Origin of the sequence: Budvicia diplopodorum (assembly GCF_009800925.1) — a bacterium.
GTDB lineage: Bacteria > Pseudomonadota > Gammaproteobacteria > Enterobacterales > Enterobacteriaceae > Budvicia > Budvicia diplopodorum.
In genome coordinates this window covers 271043-286234 of the sequence record NZ_WOYF01000003.1, presented here as the reverse complement: position 1 = coordinate 286234, position 15192 = coordinate 271043, and the positions used below count along the sequence as shown (strand labels likewise).

Genomic DNA, 15192 nt, shown 5'->3' with positions numbered 1-15192 from the left:
GTTGCAAAAAATTGCGAACGGGCCTGCAAATTTGAACGATAGAGGCGCTGAAGCACCCTTAAAAAAATCCCCGAATGGCGATGCATGTCGGGGATTTAATTCATAAGTTCATCGGCGGCGGTTAGATTGCTACCGGAGCCTTAATGCCGGGATGAGGGTCGTAGCCTTCAATGTCGAAGTCTTCAAAGCGGTAGTCAAAAATGGACTCAGGCTTGCGTTTAATCACCAGCTTAGGCAGCGCACGAGGCTCACGGCTAAGCTGCAGATGGGTCTGATCCATATGGTTCATATACAAGTGGGTATCACCACCGGTCCAGACAAAATCACCGACTTCCAGATCGCACTGCTGAGCCATCATATGAACAAATAGCGCATAGCTGGCGATGTTGAACGGCAGGCCGAGGAATACGTCACACGAGCGCTGGTAAAGCTGGCAAGACAGCTTGCCGTCGGCAACGTAGAACTGGAAAAACGCGTGGCAAGGTGCCAGTGCCATCTGATCTAGTTCACCAACGTTCCAGGCCGAAACGATAATCCGGCGGGAATCAGGATCGTTTTTTAGCTGTTCAACCACTTTGGTTATCTGATCGATATGGCTGCCGTCTGCCGAGCCCCATGAACGCCATTGCTTACCGTACACCGGCCCCAAATCTCCGTTATCATCAGCCCATTCGTCCCAGATAGTGACGTTGTTTTCGTGCAGATAAGCGATATTAGTTTCGCCTTTCAGAAACCAGAGCAACTCATGAATAATTGAGCGTAAATGGCAGCGCTTAGTGGTAACCAGCGGGAAACCGTCTTGCAGATTAAAGCGCATCTGATGACCAAAAATAGATAGCGTACCGGTTCCGGTACGATCGGCCTTGCTTGTGCCTTCATGCAAGACTTTATTCATTAATTCCAAATACTGTTTCATAGTTGTTTATGCTCGTTGTTGCGTAGGTTTAGGACGACGATATGCCCAAACCATCATCAAAATGCCTGCGATAATCATTGGTAAAGAAAGCAGTTGGCCCATGCTGAAAATGTCAAACAGCCCCAGTTGAGCGTCCGGCTGGCGGAAGAACTCAATGATAAAGCGGAATGAGCCATAGCCGATTAAAAACAGCCCGGAAACGCTTCCCATCGGGCGTTTTTTACTAATAAACAGGTTAAGAATGATAAACAGTACAATACCTTCTAAACACATCTCATACAGCTGTGACATGTGGCGCGGCAGCATACCGTCTTTCATAAACGGCAGCCATTGCGGGTTTTGGGCCGCAAACAGTTGGTCGGCGGCTCTGGAGGTCGGGAAGTACATCGCCCATGAGAAATCGGTAACCCGACCCCATAGCTCGCCGTTGATAAAATTACCTAGCCGACCAACGCCTAGTCCGAAAGGTATCAACGGAGCGATAAAATCAGAAACCTGAAAGAAGGTACGTTTGGTGCGATGGGCGAACCAGAACATTACGGCGATAACCCCTAACAGGCCGCCGTGAAAGGACATTCCCCCTTCCCACACTTTAAATAAGTAAAGCGGGTTAGCGATAAAGCTAGGGAAATCATAGAACAGTACGTAGCCAACCCGACCACCGATAAATACGCCCAAAAAACCGGCATAGAGTAGGCTTTCGACTTCATCTTTAGTCCAGCCGCTGTTGGGCTGCTTGGCGCGTCGGTTTGCCAACCATAGGGCAAATACGAATCCGATCAGATACATCATGCCATACCAACGCAATGACAAAGGCAGCGTGGGCTCTAATGAAAAAATAATCGGATCAAATTTAGGAAATTCTAGAAAGCTAGGGTTCATCAATCACCACAATACGTTTCAATGTTGGCTTGAGGGTTTAGTTAAGGCTGATTCTTACGTTAAAAACGTGCAGATTTTGCCATGATAGCACATACCCAAAATAATTGGAGTTGCAGCAAGGCAGATGCTTAAAAACCTAAAAAGGCACGGCCACGTTTAGCGGTAAAAATAAGTTAGCCCCACGATTTAAGTGAGGCTAACGGATTTTATAACTCAGTCTGCTAAGCGGCAAAACGCAATCATTTTTTACGGCGATAGGCCGGATGCGCTTTTTGGGGCTTAACTTCCTGCAGCGGCATAACTATTGGTGAAAACTCTTTCATTACGCGACGATAAACGTCACGTTTAAACGAGACAACCTGACGGACTGGATACCAATAGCTTACCCAGCGCCAGCCATCAAACTCAGGCGTGCTGCTGCGCTGCATATTGATATCTGCATCACTACTCAGTAGCTGTAACAAAAACCATTTTTGCTTTTGACCAATACATACGGGCTTTGTGTCCCAACGCACCAAACGTTTAGGTAATTTATATCGTAACCAGTTTCGCGTATAGCCCAGGATCCGCACGTCTTTTCGGCTCAGTCCAACTTCCTCGAAAAGCTCACGGTACATTGCTTGTTCCGGCGTTTCACCAAGGTTGATTCCCCCTTGTGGAAACTGCCATGAGTGCTGGCCATAACGGCGAGCCCACAATACTTGTCCCTGCTTATTGCAGATTACGATACCAACATTCGGGCGGTAGCCATCATCATCGATCACCGGACTACCTCAAATAAGCATAAATCTTAAAGATGTACTGATTGTTTCACACAACGTACAGGCGGTAAACCTCTGGTTTGCATCCGTCGATGATAATCGCTAAAGAATAACTTGACCAAAAACTAAAAGTTATAAACAGATAACTGCCATTTCACTCAATGTTATTCACTTTAACTGTGGATATCTATGTGAAGAACCCGAGAACAATGTGGGTAAAACCTTGCATAACATTATTTCCGCCCTTCGGTTTGAATCTAAAGTTAATGATATTTTTCAGTTAAATAAAAATATAAATAGTTATGCACAACCGACAAATATGTGACTTAGTTCACCCAATAGTTTTCTGATGAACAAAAAACGTTCATCGCCGTTTTTATCCACAGATAACGGTAAAAAGTTGAACGCTGCCGACGTTAATGCCCAAATTAAGGCGTCCGTCAAGGGTGAAAATTGATCCAACGCGCCAGATTTGTACACTTATCCAAGATATCTGTGGATAACATAGTGTAAGATCCTGTTCACTGCCGGTGGCTTATTCAATATAAAATCCAATGCAGTGAACTAACATCGAGGTTAAAATAGTAAAATAATTCTATAAATCACATGATTAGTGTAGTTATCCACTCGTGCGTTCGACAGGATATATATACTATTTTTTATTGCACGAATTTAGACCAGTTAATAATGGATTAGGCATGTATCACGAGCTACTACCGGTAAATATTCCAGCCAGCGAGCAAGAGCTATATCAACGAGCGCTGGCTCTGGCAGGCTATACCATGAAAGAGCTGGCCGATATGGCAGCCATGCCGATCCCTGAGGATCTAAAGCGTGATAAAGGGTGGGTCGGAATGCTATTAGAGCGCTACCTCGGCGCTAGCGCAGGCAGTAAGCCTGAGCAAGACTTTCCGCATCTTGGCGTCGAATTAAAAACTATACCCGTCAACGCCAAAGGAAAACCGTTAGAAACCACGTTTGTTTGTGTCGCACCGTTAACCGGCAACAATGGAATTACGTGGGAAAGCTCTCACCTGCGAAACAAACTGCGTCGGGTGCTATGGGTACCGGTTGAAGGGGAGCGCACTATTCCGCTGGCGCAACGGCGTATTGGAACCTCACTGCTGTGGAGCCCGAATCAACAAGAAGAGCAGCAGCTTCGCCATGACTGGGAAGAGCTAATGGATCTGATCGTGCTGGGAAAAGTAGAGTCAATTACAGCACGCCACGGACAAGTACTTCAGATTCGCCCAAAGGCAGCCAACAGCAGAGCCCTGACGGAAGCCATAGGCGAACACGGGCAGCCAATAATGACGCTGCCAAGAGGGTTCTACCTGAAGAAGGAATTTACCAGCGCGCTGCTGGCGAGGTATTTTGATTTGTAGCTGATATCTATTTTGAATCAGGCGATTATCCCGAGCCAAACTGAAAGACTCCAGATAAGAATCGTGAAATATTCGTTCGCTAAAAGTAAGCCGTTTCCATAACCCACAATACACGCACCCTGCACCCGCACCTCCGCACGAGAACTCAGGTCGCTTAAGCGACTTCCCGCCATAAAAAATTTGCCTTAACGCACCGGCAGAGAGCCGGAATACTCGTCTCATCCCTGAGACTCACCCTTTCAGGGCCAACACTAAGGTGTTGTTCAAAATTGTTCCTACAATTTTGTCCGGCGTCGCTCTGCCTTTCGCAGCATCCATGCTGCTCATGCTGGCAAATTGTTTATGTCGGCTGAGTTCAAGTGCTTATTGGAAGGTCAACAACTAAGAACCAAATACAAGTACCAATACAGCTAGCCCCCATGATACAAAACTTAGCTTAAACAGGCTTACTCTTCCGTAACTGAACGACCCACAGTCCACCAATTGACAGCACTAGCAGCCCACCGAAGATACAACCGATGAGCACCACTGGCATACCGGCTTTAACCGCTAAGGTATACAGGCCGAGCATCAGCAGCATGGCCGTGTTTTCGCCAAAGTTTTGTACCGCCACCGCATTACCGGCTCCCACGGTTTGTTTGCCCCGATCCTGCAGTAAGGTATTTAACGGTACGATAAAGAAGCCGCCAAACACGCCCACCAGCATTAAAATCACGTAAGAAAGAATATAGCTTTCCTGAATGATAAAGCACACAACGCCGACGCCTAACAGAACGCCAGCCGGAATACAGCGGTTAACCGTTTTCAGCGTGATCCACTTAGCCGCAGCCGCCGCGCCGATAACAATACCTACCGCCACCATGGCGTTCAATAGCGTTGGCGTGAGTAATCCGTCCCTATGTAGCGCAATAGGCACCCAGAGGATCAGCAAGAACCGCAGAGTAATTCCTGCGCCCCAGAACAGGCTGGTTCCCACCAGTGACATGCGAGTACTTTCGTCTTGCCATAGCACCTTACAGGCACCGGCGAAGCGTTTAACCATTTCGGCCACATTCCAGCGAGCGTCGGTACGGGCAGGCTTGAGGCGGGGAATATAACAGTTAGCAATCACCGCCGCGGCGTACACCACACAGCACATCGCCAGTGCGAAATAGGGGCTGATATCTACCATCCAGCCCCCCATCAGGGAACCCACCAGAATAGCCGCCAACGTTGAGGCTTCAATCAGACCGTTGGCTTTGACTAATTGGTCACCGTGAGTAATTTCACCGAGGATGCCGTATTTAGCCGGAGAATAGGCCGTCGCGCCGATCCCTACTAAGGTATAGCCAACAAACGGATCCAGACCGCCGATAATGATCGCAGCGCCAAGCAGCTTAATACCGTTGGCGAACATCATCACTCGCCCTTTTGAAAAACTATCGGCAATCTGGCCGACAAAGGGGGCTAATACCACGTAAGCCACAATAAATAGCATTTGTAGGGTGGAATGGCTCCACAGCGGATACTTTTCCTGAATCAGTATACCCAGAGTGGCAAAGAACAGAGCGCTGTCGCCAAATGCGGAGAAAAACTGTGCGCTGGTTACCGCAATCATACTGCGGTTAAGCAACGGTTTAGGCGTCACATCGATAGTTGTCATACTTACTCCGCTGGCTCTTCAGCCAATTTCTTCAGGGTGACAAAGTCCGGTTTACCGCTGCCCAACAGCGGCAGTGCGTTAATAAACCTAATGTCCCGTGCCACGGCCAGCCCCGGTAATCCAAGCTCCTGAGCCGCTTTAGACAGCGCGTCACGGGTCAACTCTTTGGAAGTGGTAAACAGCACCAGCGACTCGCCTTTAGCCAAATCGGCAATCGCCGTGGCCGCATGGTCGGCATCTGGCGCCACTTTCTTAGCAATCAGCTCGACGCTTTCTAAAGAGACCATTTCACCGGCGATTTTAGCAAAGCGCTTAACCCGGCCTTTAATGGTACAGAAGCCTTCCCGATCGAACGTCACAATATCACCGGTGTCATACCAGCCGGTTTCTACATCGCCCTGCTGATTCTCCGCGACCGGTGGCTCAAGCTCTCCGGGCTTCTCAACCCGCAAATAGCCTTTCATCACGTTAGGACCTTTGACCTGCAAACGGCCACCCTCTTCAATTCCTGCCACTTTAATTAAACGGGCCGTCATGCCCGGCAATATTCTACCGACAGTATGAGACTTCGCCGCCATCGGTACGTTAATAGCAATAACCGGTGCGCACTCGGTGACGCCATAGCCTTCAAGAATGCGAATGCCGAACTTCTCCTGCCAGATTTCACGGGTCACCGCCGATAGTTTTTCAGCACCGGCCACCACGTAACGCAGGCGGGCGAAATCATAGGCATGAGCAAAACGAGCGTAGTTGCTCAGAAAGGTCGGTGTACCAAACATAACGGTGCAGTTTTGGTCATAAATTAGCTCAGGCACAATGCGATAGTGCAGCGGGCTTGGATAAAGAAAAATCCGGCTGCCGGTAATCAACGGCGTAAATAGCCCCGCCGTTAGGCCAAAGGCATGGAACAGCGGCAGCGCCGACATAAACTTATCTTTCGGCGTAAAATCGGCCACGGTACGGATTTGCTCAACGTTGGCTAATAGACTGTTATGGGAATGCACCACGCCTTTAGGATTGCCTTCAGAACCGGAGGTAAAGAGTACCACCGCTGCATCATCCGGCCGTTTCTTAACCATCGCCTGACGCGGGAATATCAGATGTTTAATGACCCAAAGTTTGTCTTCCCTGGTTAGAGTATCTTTCATATCTTCAAGGTAGTACCACTTAGCATTAGTGACCTGTTCGGCTAAATAGGTTAACTGGCCCTTTTCTAAAAACTGGCGGGAAGTAATAATGGTTTTTATTTCTGCGGCCTTCAGCGCACTGTTTAAGCCGTTTACACCAGCGGTGTAGTTGAGCATCGCGGGAACTCTCCCGCTAAGAGAAGTACCAAGAATAGCGGCGGCAGTGACGATAGCGTTTGGCAGCAGCAGGCCAACATATTCATCGGGCTCACTCACTTTGCCGATAATACGGCTTAAACCAAGGGACTTTTTCAGCAACGTGCGGTAAGTGTCATTCTTCATTGCGATATCAGCAATAATAGTCTGCCCTCCACCGTAGCAGGACTTCGCGTCTAAAAACGCTTGGTATAGAGTTTTTGGTCGGCGGGTTGCCATTCGGGCATCCATCATTACCTGATGTAAATGCTCGCCTGCCAGCCTGCGGCGCTCAGTTGACGTCGGCGCTTCAGGCATAGAAATTTTGGTATCAGGAAGAACGTGGATGGTAATTTTAGGCAGCAGGCGCAGTTTGAAAATGCCCTTTAGTCGCCCAAGAAAGCTGAACTCAGCCCCTTCAAGCCAAACAGGAATAACCGTAGCATCAGACTTGGCGGCAATAAACGCGGCACCGTCATAGATTTTCATCAGCGATCCGGTAACGGTAATCCGGCCTTCCGGGAAAATAACAATCGGTCGACCCTTTTCTATCTGCCTGATCAGCGATTTAATCGCCATTGGGTTACTTGGGTCCATTGGCGCAAAGTCGATATATGGCCTGATGATCCGGATAAACCAGCGCTCGGTTACGTTAGAGTAGATCGCAAAAACGGGTTTAATCGGTAGGAAAAGCCCGAGCAGGACACCGTCAATAAATGAAAGATGGTTTGGCGTTATTAATAAACGCTCTTTGCTAAAGCTGGATAAATCACCCTTGACGGTAATGCGAAAGCACACACGAAAGACAAAACGAAGGAACTGAATAACCATTATTATTTCCCTATAAACAGCGCGATGTGCGTTGATAACATTCCTGAGCTATCTAAGACAACCAATTTCGCCCACAGATCGTCATTAATACTTTTGATTGGATAAAAAACAATCAAAAATATACTGCGAATAAAAAAAACCTACGCATCCGCGTAGGTCGGTGTAATCCAGTAAATGGTTCCAACGCGAACGTTGAATATTCACCAATAAATACCTCTGGGATACTGAATTTAGCCCACCCCATGGCTTTCAGCCACCCTCAAAACGAAACATAGCCCTACAAAGTGTAACGAAGCGTGTAATTAGCGGACTTTCTCTCATTTTTCTACTTTTGATATTGCCAATACCCTTATTTTCCGTAAGACTTAGCGATGTAACCGTTTACTTTATTCAGGCGAATTAATCATGGCGACCATAAAGGATGTAGCTAAATTAGCCGGGGTTTCCGTTGCGACGGTATCTCGTGTCATTAACAATTCACCGAAAGCAAAAGGCACCACCCGTGAAGCGGTACTCAACGCGATGGAAAGCCTGCAATACCATCCTAACGCCAATGCCAGAGCGCTAGCCCGCCAAACCACAGGCACTTTGGGCCTGATTGTTTCAGACGTATCCGATCCATTTTTTGGCACCATGGTTAAAGCCACAGAGCAGGTAGCCTACTCGACGGGAAATTTTCTGCTTATTGGAAATGGTTACCACGATGAACACAAAGAGCGCCAAGCGATAGAGCAGCTTATCCGCCATCAGTGCCAGGCGTTGGTGGTTCATGCTAAAACCCTGTCAGACGATGAACTACGCGGACTAATGCGCCAGATCCCCGGCATGGTGTTAATTAATCGAATCCTTCCCGGTCTGGAAAGCCGATGCGTTGCTCTGGATGACCGCTATGGTTCGCGGCTAGCGACCAATTATCTTATCCAGCAGGGGCATCGCAATATTGGCATTATCTGTTCTGACCATAAAATTTCCGATGCCGAAGACCGGCTGCAGGGCTATCGTGACGCACTGCTTGAGCATCAAATAGCCATTAATGAAAAGCGTATTGCCTACGGCTCTCCCGATGAAACGGGCGGAGAAAAAGCGCTGATTGAGCTGTTAGAGCGAAACCAGCAGATAACCGCCGTAGTCTGCTACAACGACACCATGGCCGCGGGCGCGCTCTCGGTGCTGAGCGATAACAATATTCAGGTTCCGCAAAACATATCATTGATCGGCTTCGATGACGTGCTGATTGCCCGCTACCTCCGCCCCGGCCTCACCACCGTTCGCTACCCGGTGGTTTCTATGGCCACTCAGGCCGCAGAGCTCGCACTTGCACTGGCGCAGGGCAAACAGCTACCCCACGTGACTAATCTGTTTAATCCAACGTTGGTGAAGCGCCACTCGGTGTCGACGCTGACCAATACCCATAAGAAATAGCTTATTTGGGGCTTCTGACTGAAACCTTTAATTTGATTATTGGGTAAATTTGGTCCACAAATAGAATAGTGCTTTTCCTCTGCCGATTGGCAACTAACCGACATATGGGAATCGATCGCATGTCTCTACGCAATATTTATTACGTTCTCCGCCACGGTCACAGCTTAGCGAATCAGCAGAAGATCATTATCAGTGATATTGAGCACGGTCGCGACGCCTACGGACTCTCCCCGTGGGGAATTGCTCAGGTAGTCCGTACGCTGGAGAACTGGCCGTTTCCCAAGCCGGATATGATTTTCCACTCAGATTTCAAGCGAACGGTTGAAACCGCAGCGCTAGCATCTGACCATATCTCCGTTCCGGCCAGCCCAAGCCCGGCCCTGCGTGAGCGCTATTTTGGTGATTTTGAGCAGCTTGACGACTCCCAATACGAGCTAGTCTGGCAGCACGATATTCAGGATCCGGAACATGAGTTTGGCGAGGTAGAAAGCTTACAGTCAGTCTGCGACAGGCAAATGGATTTTCTACAGGATTTGGAACAGCAGTATGAAGGCAAACATATACTGTTGGTCGGGCACGGGGATCCGCTACAAATTTTACTGACTCACTTTTTAGATAAACCGCTCAACCAGCATCGGGATCTGGTGCAGTTAGATACGGCGGAAGCCCGAAGATTAGCTCCTGAATCAGATTAGCCATAAAACAAAAATGGCTCTAAAAAAGAGCCATTCGGTATTAACGATCAACCTTAACGGTTATCTATCTGGTGTTAAAAATAGTCAACTTACGCTAAGGCTCAATTCAACACGTTCATCAGCGGCTAAAACGCTCAAAAATCTCTTTTGCCGCAGCCTCATAGGCCAGATCTTTCAGTGCCGTAATCTGTTTTGTATCTTTGGAATCCCGGTTATACCGACCGCTTACGGTAGAGCTTTCAAAGGTTTCCGGCGTCAACGTAGTCCAACGACCGCTTAATACATCAATCAGCGCAACGCGCAGTACGATCCGCATATGCTGGGTTTCATCAGGCAATACGCCACCGATGAAAGGCACCCACGACACCACTTTAGTCGCTTCATTTTCGCTACCGCTTTCTAACTGCCCCCAGTAAACCAGAATCTTATCCTGACCACCGTTAGCCGCCGTCAGGCGCAGCAGTTTAGGATAATCAACGTTGGAGTCTTTATGCTGACTATCACCATAACGGTATGAGTTCGGTGGAATACCGGAGAAGACGGCGACAGAATAAAACTGTTTTAGCGCCTGTTGCATCGCCGGATCCGGCGTCATTGCCCCTGATTGGATCAGCAGAATTGAAGAGTCTTTGGGTAATCTAAAGCTGTAGCGGGAATTGTTAAGAGCAGTTTTAATATCCGCATCGGTAATCCCTTGTTCAGGCATTGCGCCTAACACGTCCTGATCCCTTAGCTCACCGCCATAAAACTGGTTTTGCCCATTTCCGGCGTTAGAAATAGAACGGGTAGAGCAGCCTGATATCATCAGAATGCTTAAAGCAACGAACAGTAATCCACGCCATTTACCTATAGTGCTGTTTTCCATACATTCATTCCCTAAATGATGATTCGTTGAGTCAAATTAATAGCCGACGGGTTGAAGCGCTATTCCCTCAACCCGACGGCTTATAGCCACTGGCGCTATTTCCTTGCCGCCAGCGAGCGTAGCAATACGCCCATTGTGGTTCCGTTATGCAGCAAAGCGCTTAACGTCGGCGATAGCCGACCCATTGCTGCCGCCAGCATAATACCGCTGTTAATCCACTCGGTTAGCTTGATATTACTGTTAACTAAGCGCATCGCTTCAACCGACAGTTCACGGGCAACTACGACGCCATGCAGTGAATCCTGCAGTAATACCGCATCGGCCGCCTGCTGGGCCAGTTCACTACTGCGGTTCATCGCCAGGCCAACGTTAGCCTGAGTCAGAACCGGCGCATCATTAACCCCGTCACCGACGAACATCACGCGGCAGCCCTGCTCCTGCAATGACTGAACCACGCTGACTTTGCTTTCCGGCGTTGCTTCGGCATAAAACTGGTCAAAGCCCAGATCTTTAGCCATCTGCTCGGCTTTATGCTGCTTATCGCCGGTCAGCAATACCACGTTATTGACACCCAGCGCCCGCAGTTGGCTGATAACCTCAGCGGCTTCTTCCCGCACGTGATCCTGCAGGCCGATCACTCCGGCCAATCGTTCATCAAGGCTGATAAACAGCAGATGGCGCCCCTGCTCTTCAAGCGCACGAATCTGCGATTTAAACGGGTCAAAATCGATATTGTAATGCTCATGCAGGAAGTGACGGCTACCGATAGCCATCTTATGCTCGTCAAGCTCAGAAATCAGACCGTGGGCTATTACATATTCCACCTCACCATGATTAATATGAGGAAGCTCATGCTGCTTAGCCGCGTTGACCACCGCACGGGCCAGCGGATGGTTACTGTGCTCTTCAACCGATGCCGCAATGGCTAACAGCCGCTCAGCCCACGCGTGTTCCGGATCGAAACTGACTACGTCGGTTACCAGCATATCGCCATACGTCAGCGTACCGGTCTTATCAAATACCACCGTATCGATATCGGCCAGCTGTTCAATCGCCCGGCCGCCCTTTAGTAACAGCCCAGAGTTCGCGGCTTTATACATGATGGACTTGAAGGCAATCGGCGTACTGAGCTTTAGCGCACAGGAATAATCGACCAGAAAAACGGAAGCCAGCCGGTTCCAGTCACGGGTCAGGGCAAAAATGCCCGCACCGGCGGCAAGCGTAATCGCAACCCGACGGTCAGCCATCTTTTGCGTCACCTGCTGAGTTTCACTGCGTTGGCTGAGCGACTCGGTAATAAAGCGGCGAATGCTCGCCGTAGAAGACTCATCGCCAACCCGGTCGGCCCGGACGGCAATGTTTCCGTCCTGAACCTGCGTACCGGCAAAAACCCAGGCACCGGTTTCCCGACGCACCGGAACGCTTTCGCCCGTCATCGACGCTTGGTTAATTAAGCCAATACCGCGTAGTACCGTACCGTCGGCCGGAATATTGTCTCCCGGGCCGAGTAGCATCACGTCACCGTTAACCAGCCGCTCGGCGCTAATCTCACAGCTGGTACCGTCGCGCTCAACCCATATCGAATGGTATTGAGGCTGCATCAGTTCAGACAGCAGCTCATCGGAGTGGCGGCTGGTTTCCTGCTCAAAATATTCACCCAAGGTAAGCAAAGACTGCGTCAGCATGGCGGTTCGATAATCGCCACGCACCACCGACAGGCCCAACGCTAAAGCGTCCAGTACTTCAACCTTAAGCTCTCGACGCTTTAATGATTCAACGCCTTCGGCAAGCGTCGGCGTAATTAGCATTAACGCAGGCAGCGCAGCCCAGCGTTTCGGTAAAAACTGAGTCATCGCCAGACCGGCTAAGTTCAGCAAATGATCACCGCCGCAATACTCGGTTTCGTATTCACTGTCGTGGGCCTGAGCCCAGTCGATAGCGTGTAGCTGCTCTAAAAGCACCTGAGCATTGGTTTTGTGAGTATCATAATTCAGCACCGCCGAGGCCGCCGCAGGGCGTAAGCGAACGCTCTTCACGCCGGCCAAAGAGAGTAGCTGAGTTTTAAGCCAGCCTGCGATATCCTGACGTTGGCGCAAATAAGGAACCCGCACCCGTAGCCTTCCCGGTAGCTGGTGTACCAAAGTGACAATCGTTTGTTTTGTCATTAACGCGGTTACTCGCTGTCTTGATCTTTTTCGCGGTAGTAATCCAGCTCCGCCTGCACGTCGGCTAAACGCTCTTTTAGCTCTTCAACTTCACCGCGCACCGCACCCCAGGCTTTATTGGCCGTAGAGCTGATGCTTTGCTGTACGTTCCGGTTAGTCAGAAGATAGGCAATCGCAGCACCGGCAACGATACCGGTAATTAAGTGCGCCCGGCCGTTATCGGCACGATACGCTGGCTGAAGCGTTGATTGATCGACCGGATAAGGTGCGTAAGGCGAATAGTATGGGTTGTAGTAATAAGGATTATTCGGCTGTTTCATCTGACTCTCCTTTCTTCATCGCATCCAATAGATACAAACCGGCAGCGCCAGCGCTCAGTACCGCTAATAACGTTAATACCGGGCGACCGGCAGTGGCATTAGCGACGGACATAGCAGCGCCGCTGATCAAACCGGCCTTGGTCGCATCGATTAATACTTTACTGGTCGCCTGATTCAGCGTTTGTTCACCGCTTTGGTAACGGCGCCATTGCTCCACGCCAGACGCCGTTGCGCCGACTAAAGCACCGGCAATCAGCGCCCTGCTGGCAGGGTTTAAGCGATCGCTATTATTGCTCATCTTTATCTTCTCCCGGCTGGCGATGGCCCTCTACCGAGCCCGAAAAACCTTCGTTGCCAGCCTGAACGGTATCGCGGAAAATGGCGCTGGTGGCCGTCACCGTTTCTTCAACGCTACTGGTATCTGACTCTGCTGCGCCTTTCACCTTTGAACTGCCCGTTTTTAGCAGATCGCCCGCATTAGCAAAAGTTTGCAACAGCGTGTTGCGTACGCTTTCATTACCCAAAATCAGCGCCGCGGCGGCACCAATCATCGCCCCTTTCCAGAACTCTTTATCATCAACGCCGATAGTACTGATGATATTTTTAAACAGGCCTGCCTGTTCGCCCATCATGCCTTCAACCATGCCCTGAGCCTGCCCGCTCCAGTCAAAACCCTGCGGCATTGGCTGCTGGGCCTGAGGCTGTTGAGGCATCGGCGGTTGGCCGTACATCGGGTTCCACATCGGAGGATAAGGAGGCCACATCATTGGCTGTTGTTGCATTTGCAGCATCTGTTGTTGCATCTGTTGCATTTGCTGAGGCGTGGGATAACCGTAAGGGCCGTATGGCGGCATGCCTTGAAAGGCAGGGTTTTCCCGATCGTTATTACTCTTATCGCTGCTCATGTTCAGTTCCTCGTTATTGGCTATCTGACGGAGAAATAATTGGCAAAATGGCGGTTAAAGCCTGCTGTGCAAGGTTGTCATCGGAGCCAAACAGCTGGTCTAACAAAGCCGGAGATAACCGTCGTGCGTCATATTCCAGTATCAGGCTACCCGTTGCAGAATTTACCGTATAGCTTTTCAAACAGCTATCGTTACCACATAACGCTTCAAGAGAAGACAGTTTGCCCTGACTGAGCCCGGCAACCAGACGATTAGTAAAGCGTAGCCTTAAACGGCCGGGTATGTGGTGTGCAATTTCAACAAAACGACGTAGCGTGATTAATCCACTGAAGCCATCGGATTTCATTCGGTGTCCTAAATGTGATGCATTCATCCTGCGTCTGCGGCAAGAAGGCGTTAAATTTTTGTTATGGTTATCATATGACGCTACCCGATGATTTTAAACAGCTAAACGCATCACATTTTGTAGTCAGTCACATTTAAACCACAAAACCTTGTCCTTAGCCTAATTCTCACCCTCCTTCTTTCGCACAAATTGCTCATTTAGGATACTGGACAGACCACAAAGCTTAATATAAATTATTCTCGTTATCATTACCATTCAGGTGTACACCCATGGCTCCCTATGTTCATCAGACCCAAAATCGCATCCGTATCCGTTCAGAATACATTCAGCATCATCATGCCGAAGTGACGGCATTGATCGAAAAGCTTGAACGCATTCCGGGTATTAAAGAGATTCAGTATCGTCGTTATGCCGGTTCGGTTGCTATCCGCTTTGACAGCAAAGTGATTACGGCAGGAGCGCTGTTAGAAACCGTAAACAGCTACGGCTGGATGGAACAGAGTGAAGAGCATGATTTCATTAATAATGCGGTACGTCAGGGGGCTAAAACCCTGCTTAAAGGCATTGCGCTGACAACCTTAAAACGCACCCTTGGCGGTCCGCTGGTTAGTGCCGTAGCCGCATTTGCCCGATAATAATGATGCCCCATTGGTTTAGCAATGAACGGGGCTATTCTTGGATAGGCCCAGTGACGCCCATCAATTAAAAAGCCCCGAAGAACTTACGTTCTCCGGG

Annotated in this window: 15 protein-coding genes; 4 read left to right on the top strand and 11 right to left on the bottom strand. The window is 49.4% G+C overall.

The features are described from left to right. Window positions 1-121: 121 nt before the first annotated feature. The 3 genes from thyA to rppH form a co-directional block, all read right to left on the bottom strand. A complete protein-coding gene (thyA, locus tag GVI43_RS05225) occupies window positions 122-916 on the bottom strand; it encodes a thymidylate synthase (RefSeq protein WP_159565798.1) in 795 nt (264 codons plus the stop codon). A 6-nt stretch (window positions 917-922) separates the two neighbouring features. Next, the gene (gene lgt / locus GVI43_RS05220) at window positions 923-1798 is read right to left on the bottom strand and encodes a prolipoprotein diacylglyceryl transferase (RefSeq protein ID WP_159565797.1); all 876 of its coding nucleotides are present in this window, start codon (window positions 1796-1798) and stop codon (window positions 923-925) included. Between the two features lie 239 nt (window positions 1799-2037). Continuing rightward, window positions 2038-2562, bottom strand: a complete 525-nt coding sequence (gene rppH, locus GVI43_RS05215; protein WP_159565796.1) for an RNA pyrophosphohydrolase — start codon at window positions 2560-2562, stop codon at window positions 2038-2040. A 695-nt stretch (window positions 2563-3257) separates the two neighbouring features. On the opposite strand from rppH, the gene mutH reads away from it, so the two are divergent. Next, window positions 3258-3944: a DNA mismatch repair endonuclease MutH gene (gene mutH, locus GVI43_RS05210; protein ID WP_159565795.1), complete on the top strand. Its 687-nt coding sequence runs from the start codon at window positions 3258-3260 to the stop codon at window positions 3942-3944. Window positions 3945-4380: 436 nt separating this feature from the next. Here the strand turns inward: mutH and lplT are convergent, their stop codons facing one another. Both lplT and aas read right to left on the bottom strand, forming a co-directional pair. After that, on the bottom strand, window positions 4381-5586 hold the full coding sequence (gene lplT / locus GVI43_RS05205; protein ID WP_159565794.1) for a lysophospholipid transporter LplT: 1206 nt from the start codon (window positions 5584-5586) through the stop codon (window positions 4381-4383). Between the two features lie 2 nt (window positions 5587-5588). Continuing rightward, window positions 5589-7739 carry a bifunctional acyl-ACP--phospholipid O-acyltransferase/long-chain-fatty-acid--ACP ligase gene (aas, locus tag GVI43_RS05200; protein WP_159565793.1) on the bottom strand — a complete coding sequence of 717 codons (2151 nt, stop codon included), beginning with the start codon at window positions 7737-7739 and terminating at the stop codon, window positions 5589-5591. 405 nt (window positions 7740-8144) lie between these two features. Here aas and galR point away from each other — a divergent pair, with 405 nt between their 5' ends. Together galR and GVI43_RS05190 are read left to right on the top strand one after the other, a co-directional pair. Next, window positions 8145-9161 carry an HTH-type transcriptional regulator GalR gene (galR, locus tag GVI43_RS05195; RefSeq protein WP_159565792.1) on the top strand — a complete coding sequence of 339 codons (1017 nt, stop codon included), beginning with the start codon at window positions 8145-8147 and terminating at the stop codon, window positions 9159-9161. Window positions 9162-9280: 119 nt separating this feature from the next. Continuing rightward, window positions 9281-9856: a histidine phosphatase family protein gene (locus GVI43_RS05190; RefSeq protein WP_159565791.1), complete on the top strand. Its 576-nt coding sequence runs from the start codon at window positions 9281-9283 to the stop codon at window positions 9854-9856. Between the two features lie 118 nt (window positions 9857-9974). Here the strand turns inward: GVI43_RS05190 and GVI43_RS05185 are convergent, their stop codons facing one another. The 6 genes from GVI43_RS05185 to GVI43_RS05160 all read right to left on the bottom strand — a co-directional run bounded on the left by GVI43_RS05185 (window position 9975) and on the right by GVI43_RS05160 (window position 14457). Further along, window positions 9975-10721, bottom strand: a complete 747-nt coding sequence (locus tag GVI43_RS05185) for a lipoprotein YafT (RefSeq protein ID WP_159565790.1) — start codon at window positions 10719-10721, stop codon at window positions 9975-9977. Between the two features lie 95 nt (window positions 10722-10816). Further along, window positions 10817-12886, bottom strand: a complete 2070-nt coding sequence (locus tag GVI43_RS05180) for a heavy metal translocating P-type ATPase (RefSeq protein WP_159565789.1) — start codon at window positions 12884-12886, stop codon at window positions 10817-10819. Between the two features lie 8 nt (window positions 12887-12894). Then, entirely contained in the window at window positions 12895-13206 is a 312-nt protein-coding gene (locus GVI43_RS05175) for a YtxH domain-containing protein (RefSeq protein WP_159565788.1), read from the bottom strand. Next, a complete protein-coding gene (locus GVI43_RS05170; RefSeq protein ID WP_159565787.1) occupies window positions 13190-13504 on the bottom strand; it encodes a magnetosome protein MamC family protein in 315 nt (104 codons plus the stop codon). Before GVI43_RS05170 ends, GVI43_RS05175 begins: the two co-directional genes overlap by 17 nt. Then, entirely contained in the window at window positions 13494-14111 is a 618-nt protein-coding gene (locus GVI43_RS05165) for a hypothetical protein (protein ID WP_246201521.1), read from the bottom strand. Before GVI43_RS05165 ends, GVI43_RS05170 begins: the two co-directional genes overlap by 11 nt. Window positions 14112-14124: 13 nt before the next feature. Further along, the gene (locus GVI43_RS05160) at window positions 14125-14457 is read right to left on the bottom strand and encodes an HMA2 domain-containing protein (protein WP_159565786.1); all 333 of its coding nucleotides are present in this window, start codon (window positions 14455-14457) and stop codon (window positions 14125-14127) included. 269 nt (window positions 14458-14726) lie between these two features. Here GVI43_RS05160 and GVI43_RS05155 point away from each other — a divergent pair, with 269 nt between their 5' ends. Further along, the gene (locus GVI43_RS05155) at window positions 14727-15092 is read left to right on the top strand and encodes an HMA2 domain-containing protein (protein WP_159565785.1); all 366 of its coding nucleotides are present in this window, start codon (window positions 14727-14729) and stop codon (window positions 15090-15092) included. The last annotated feature ends 100 nt before the right edge of the window (window positions 15093-15192 follow it).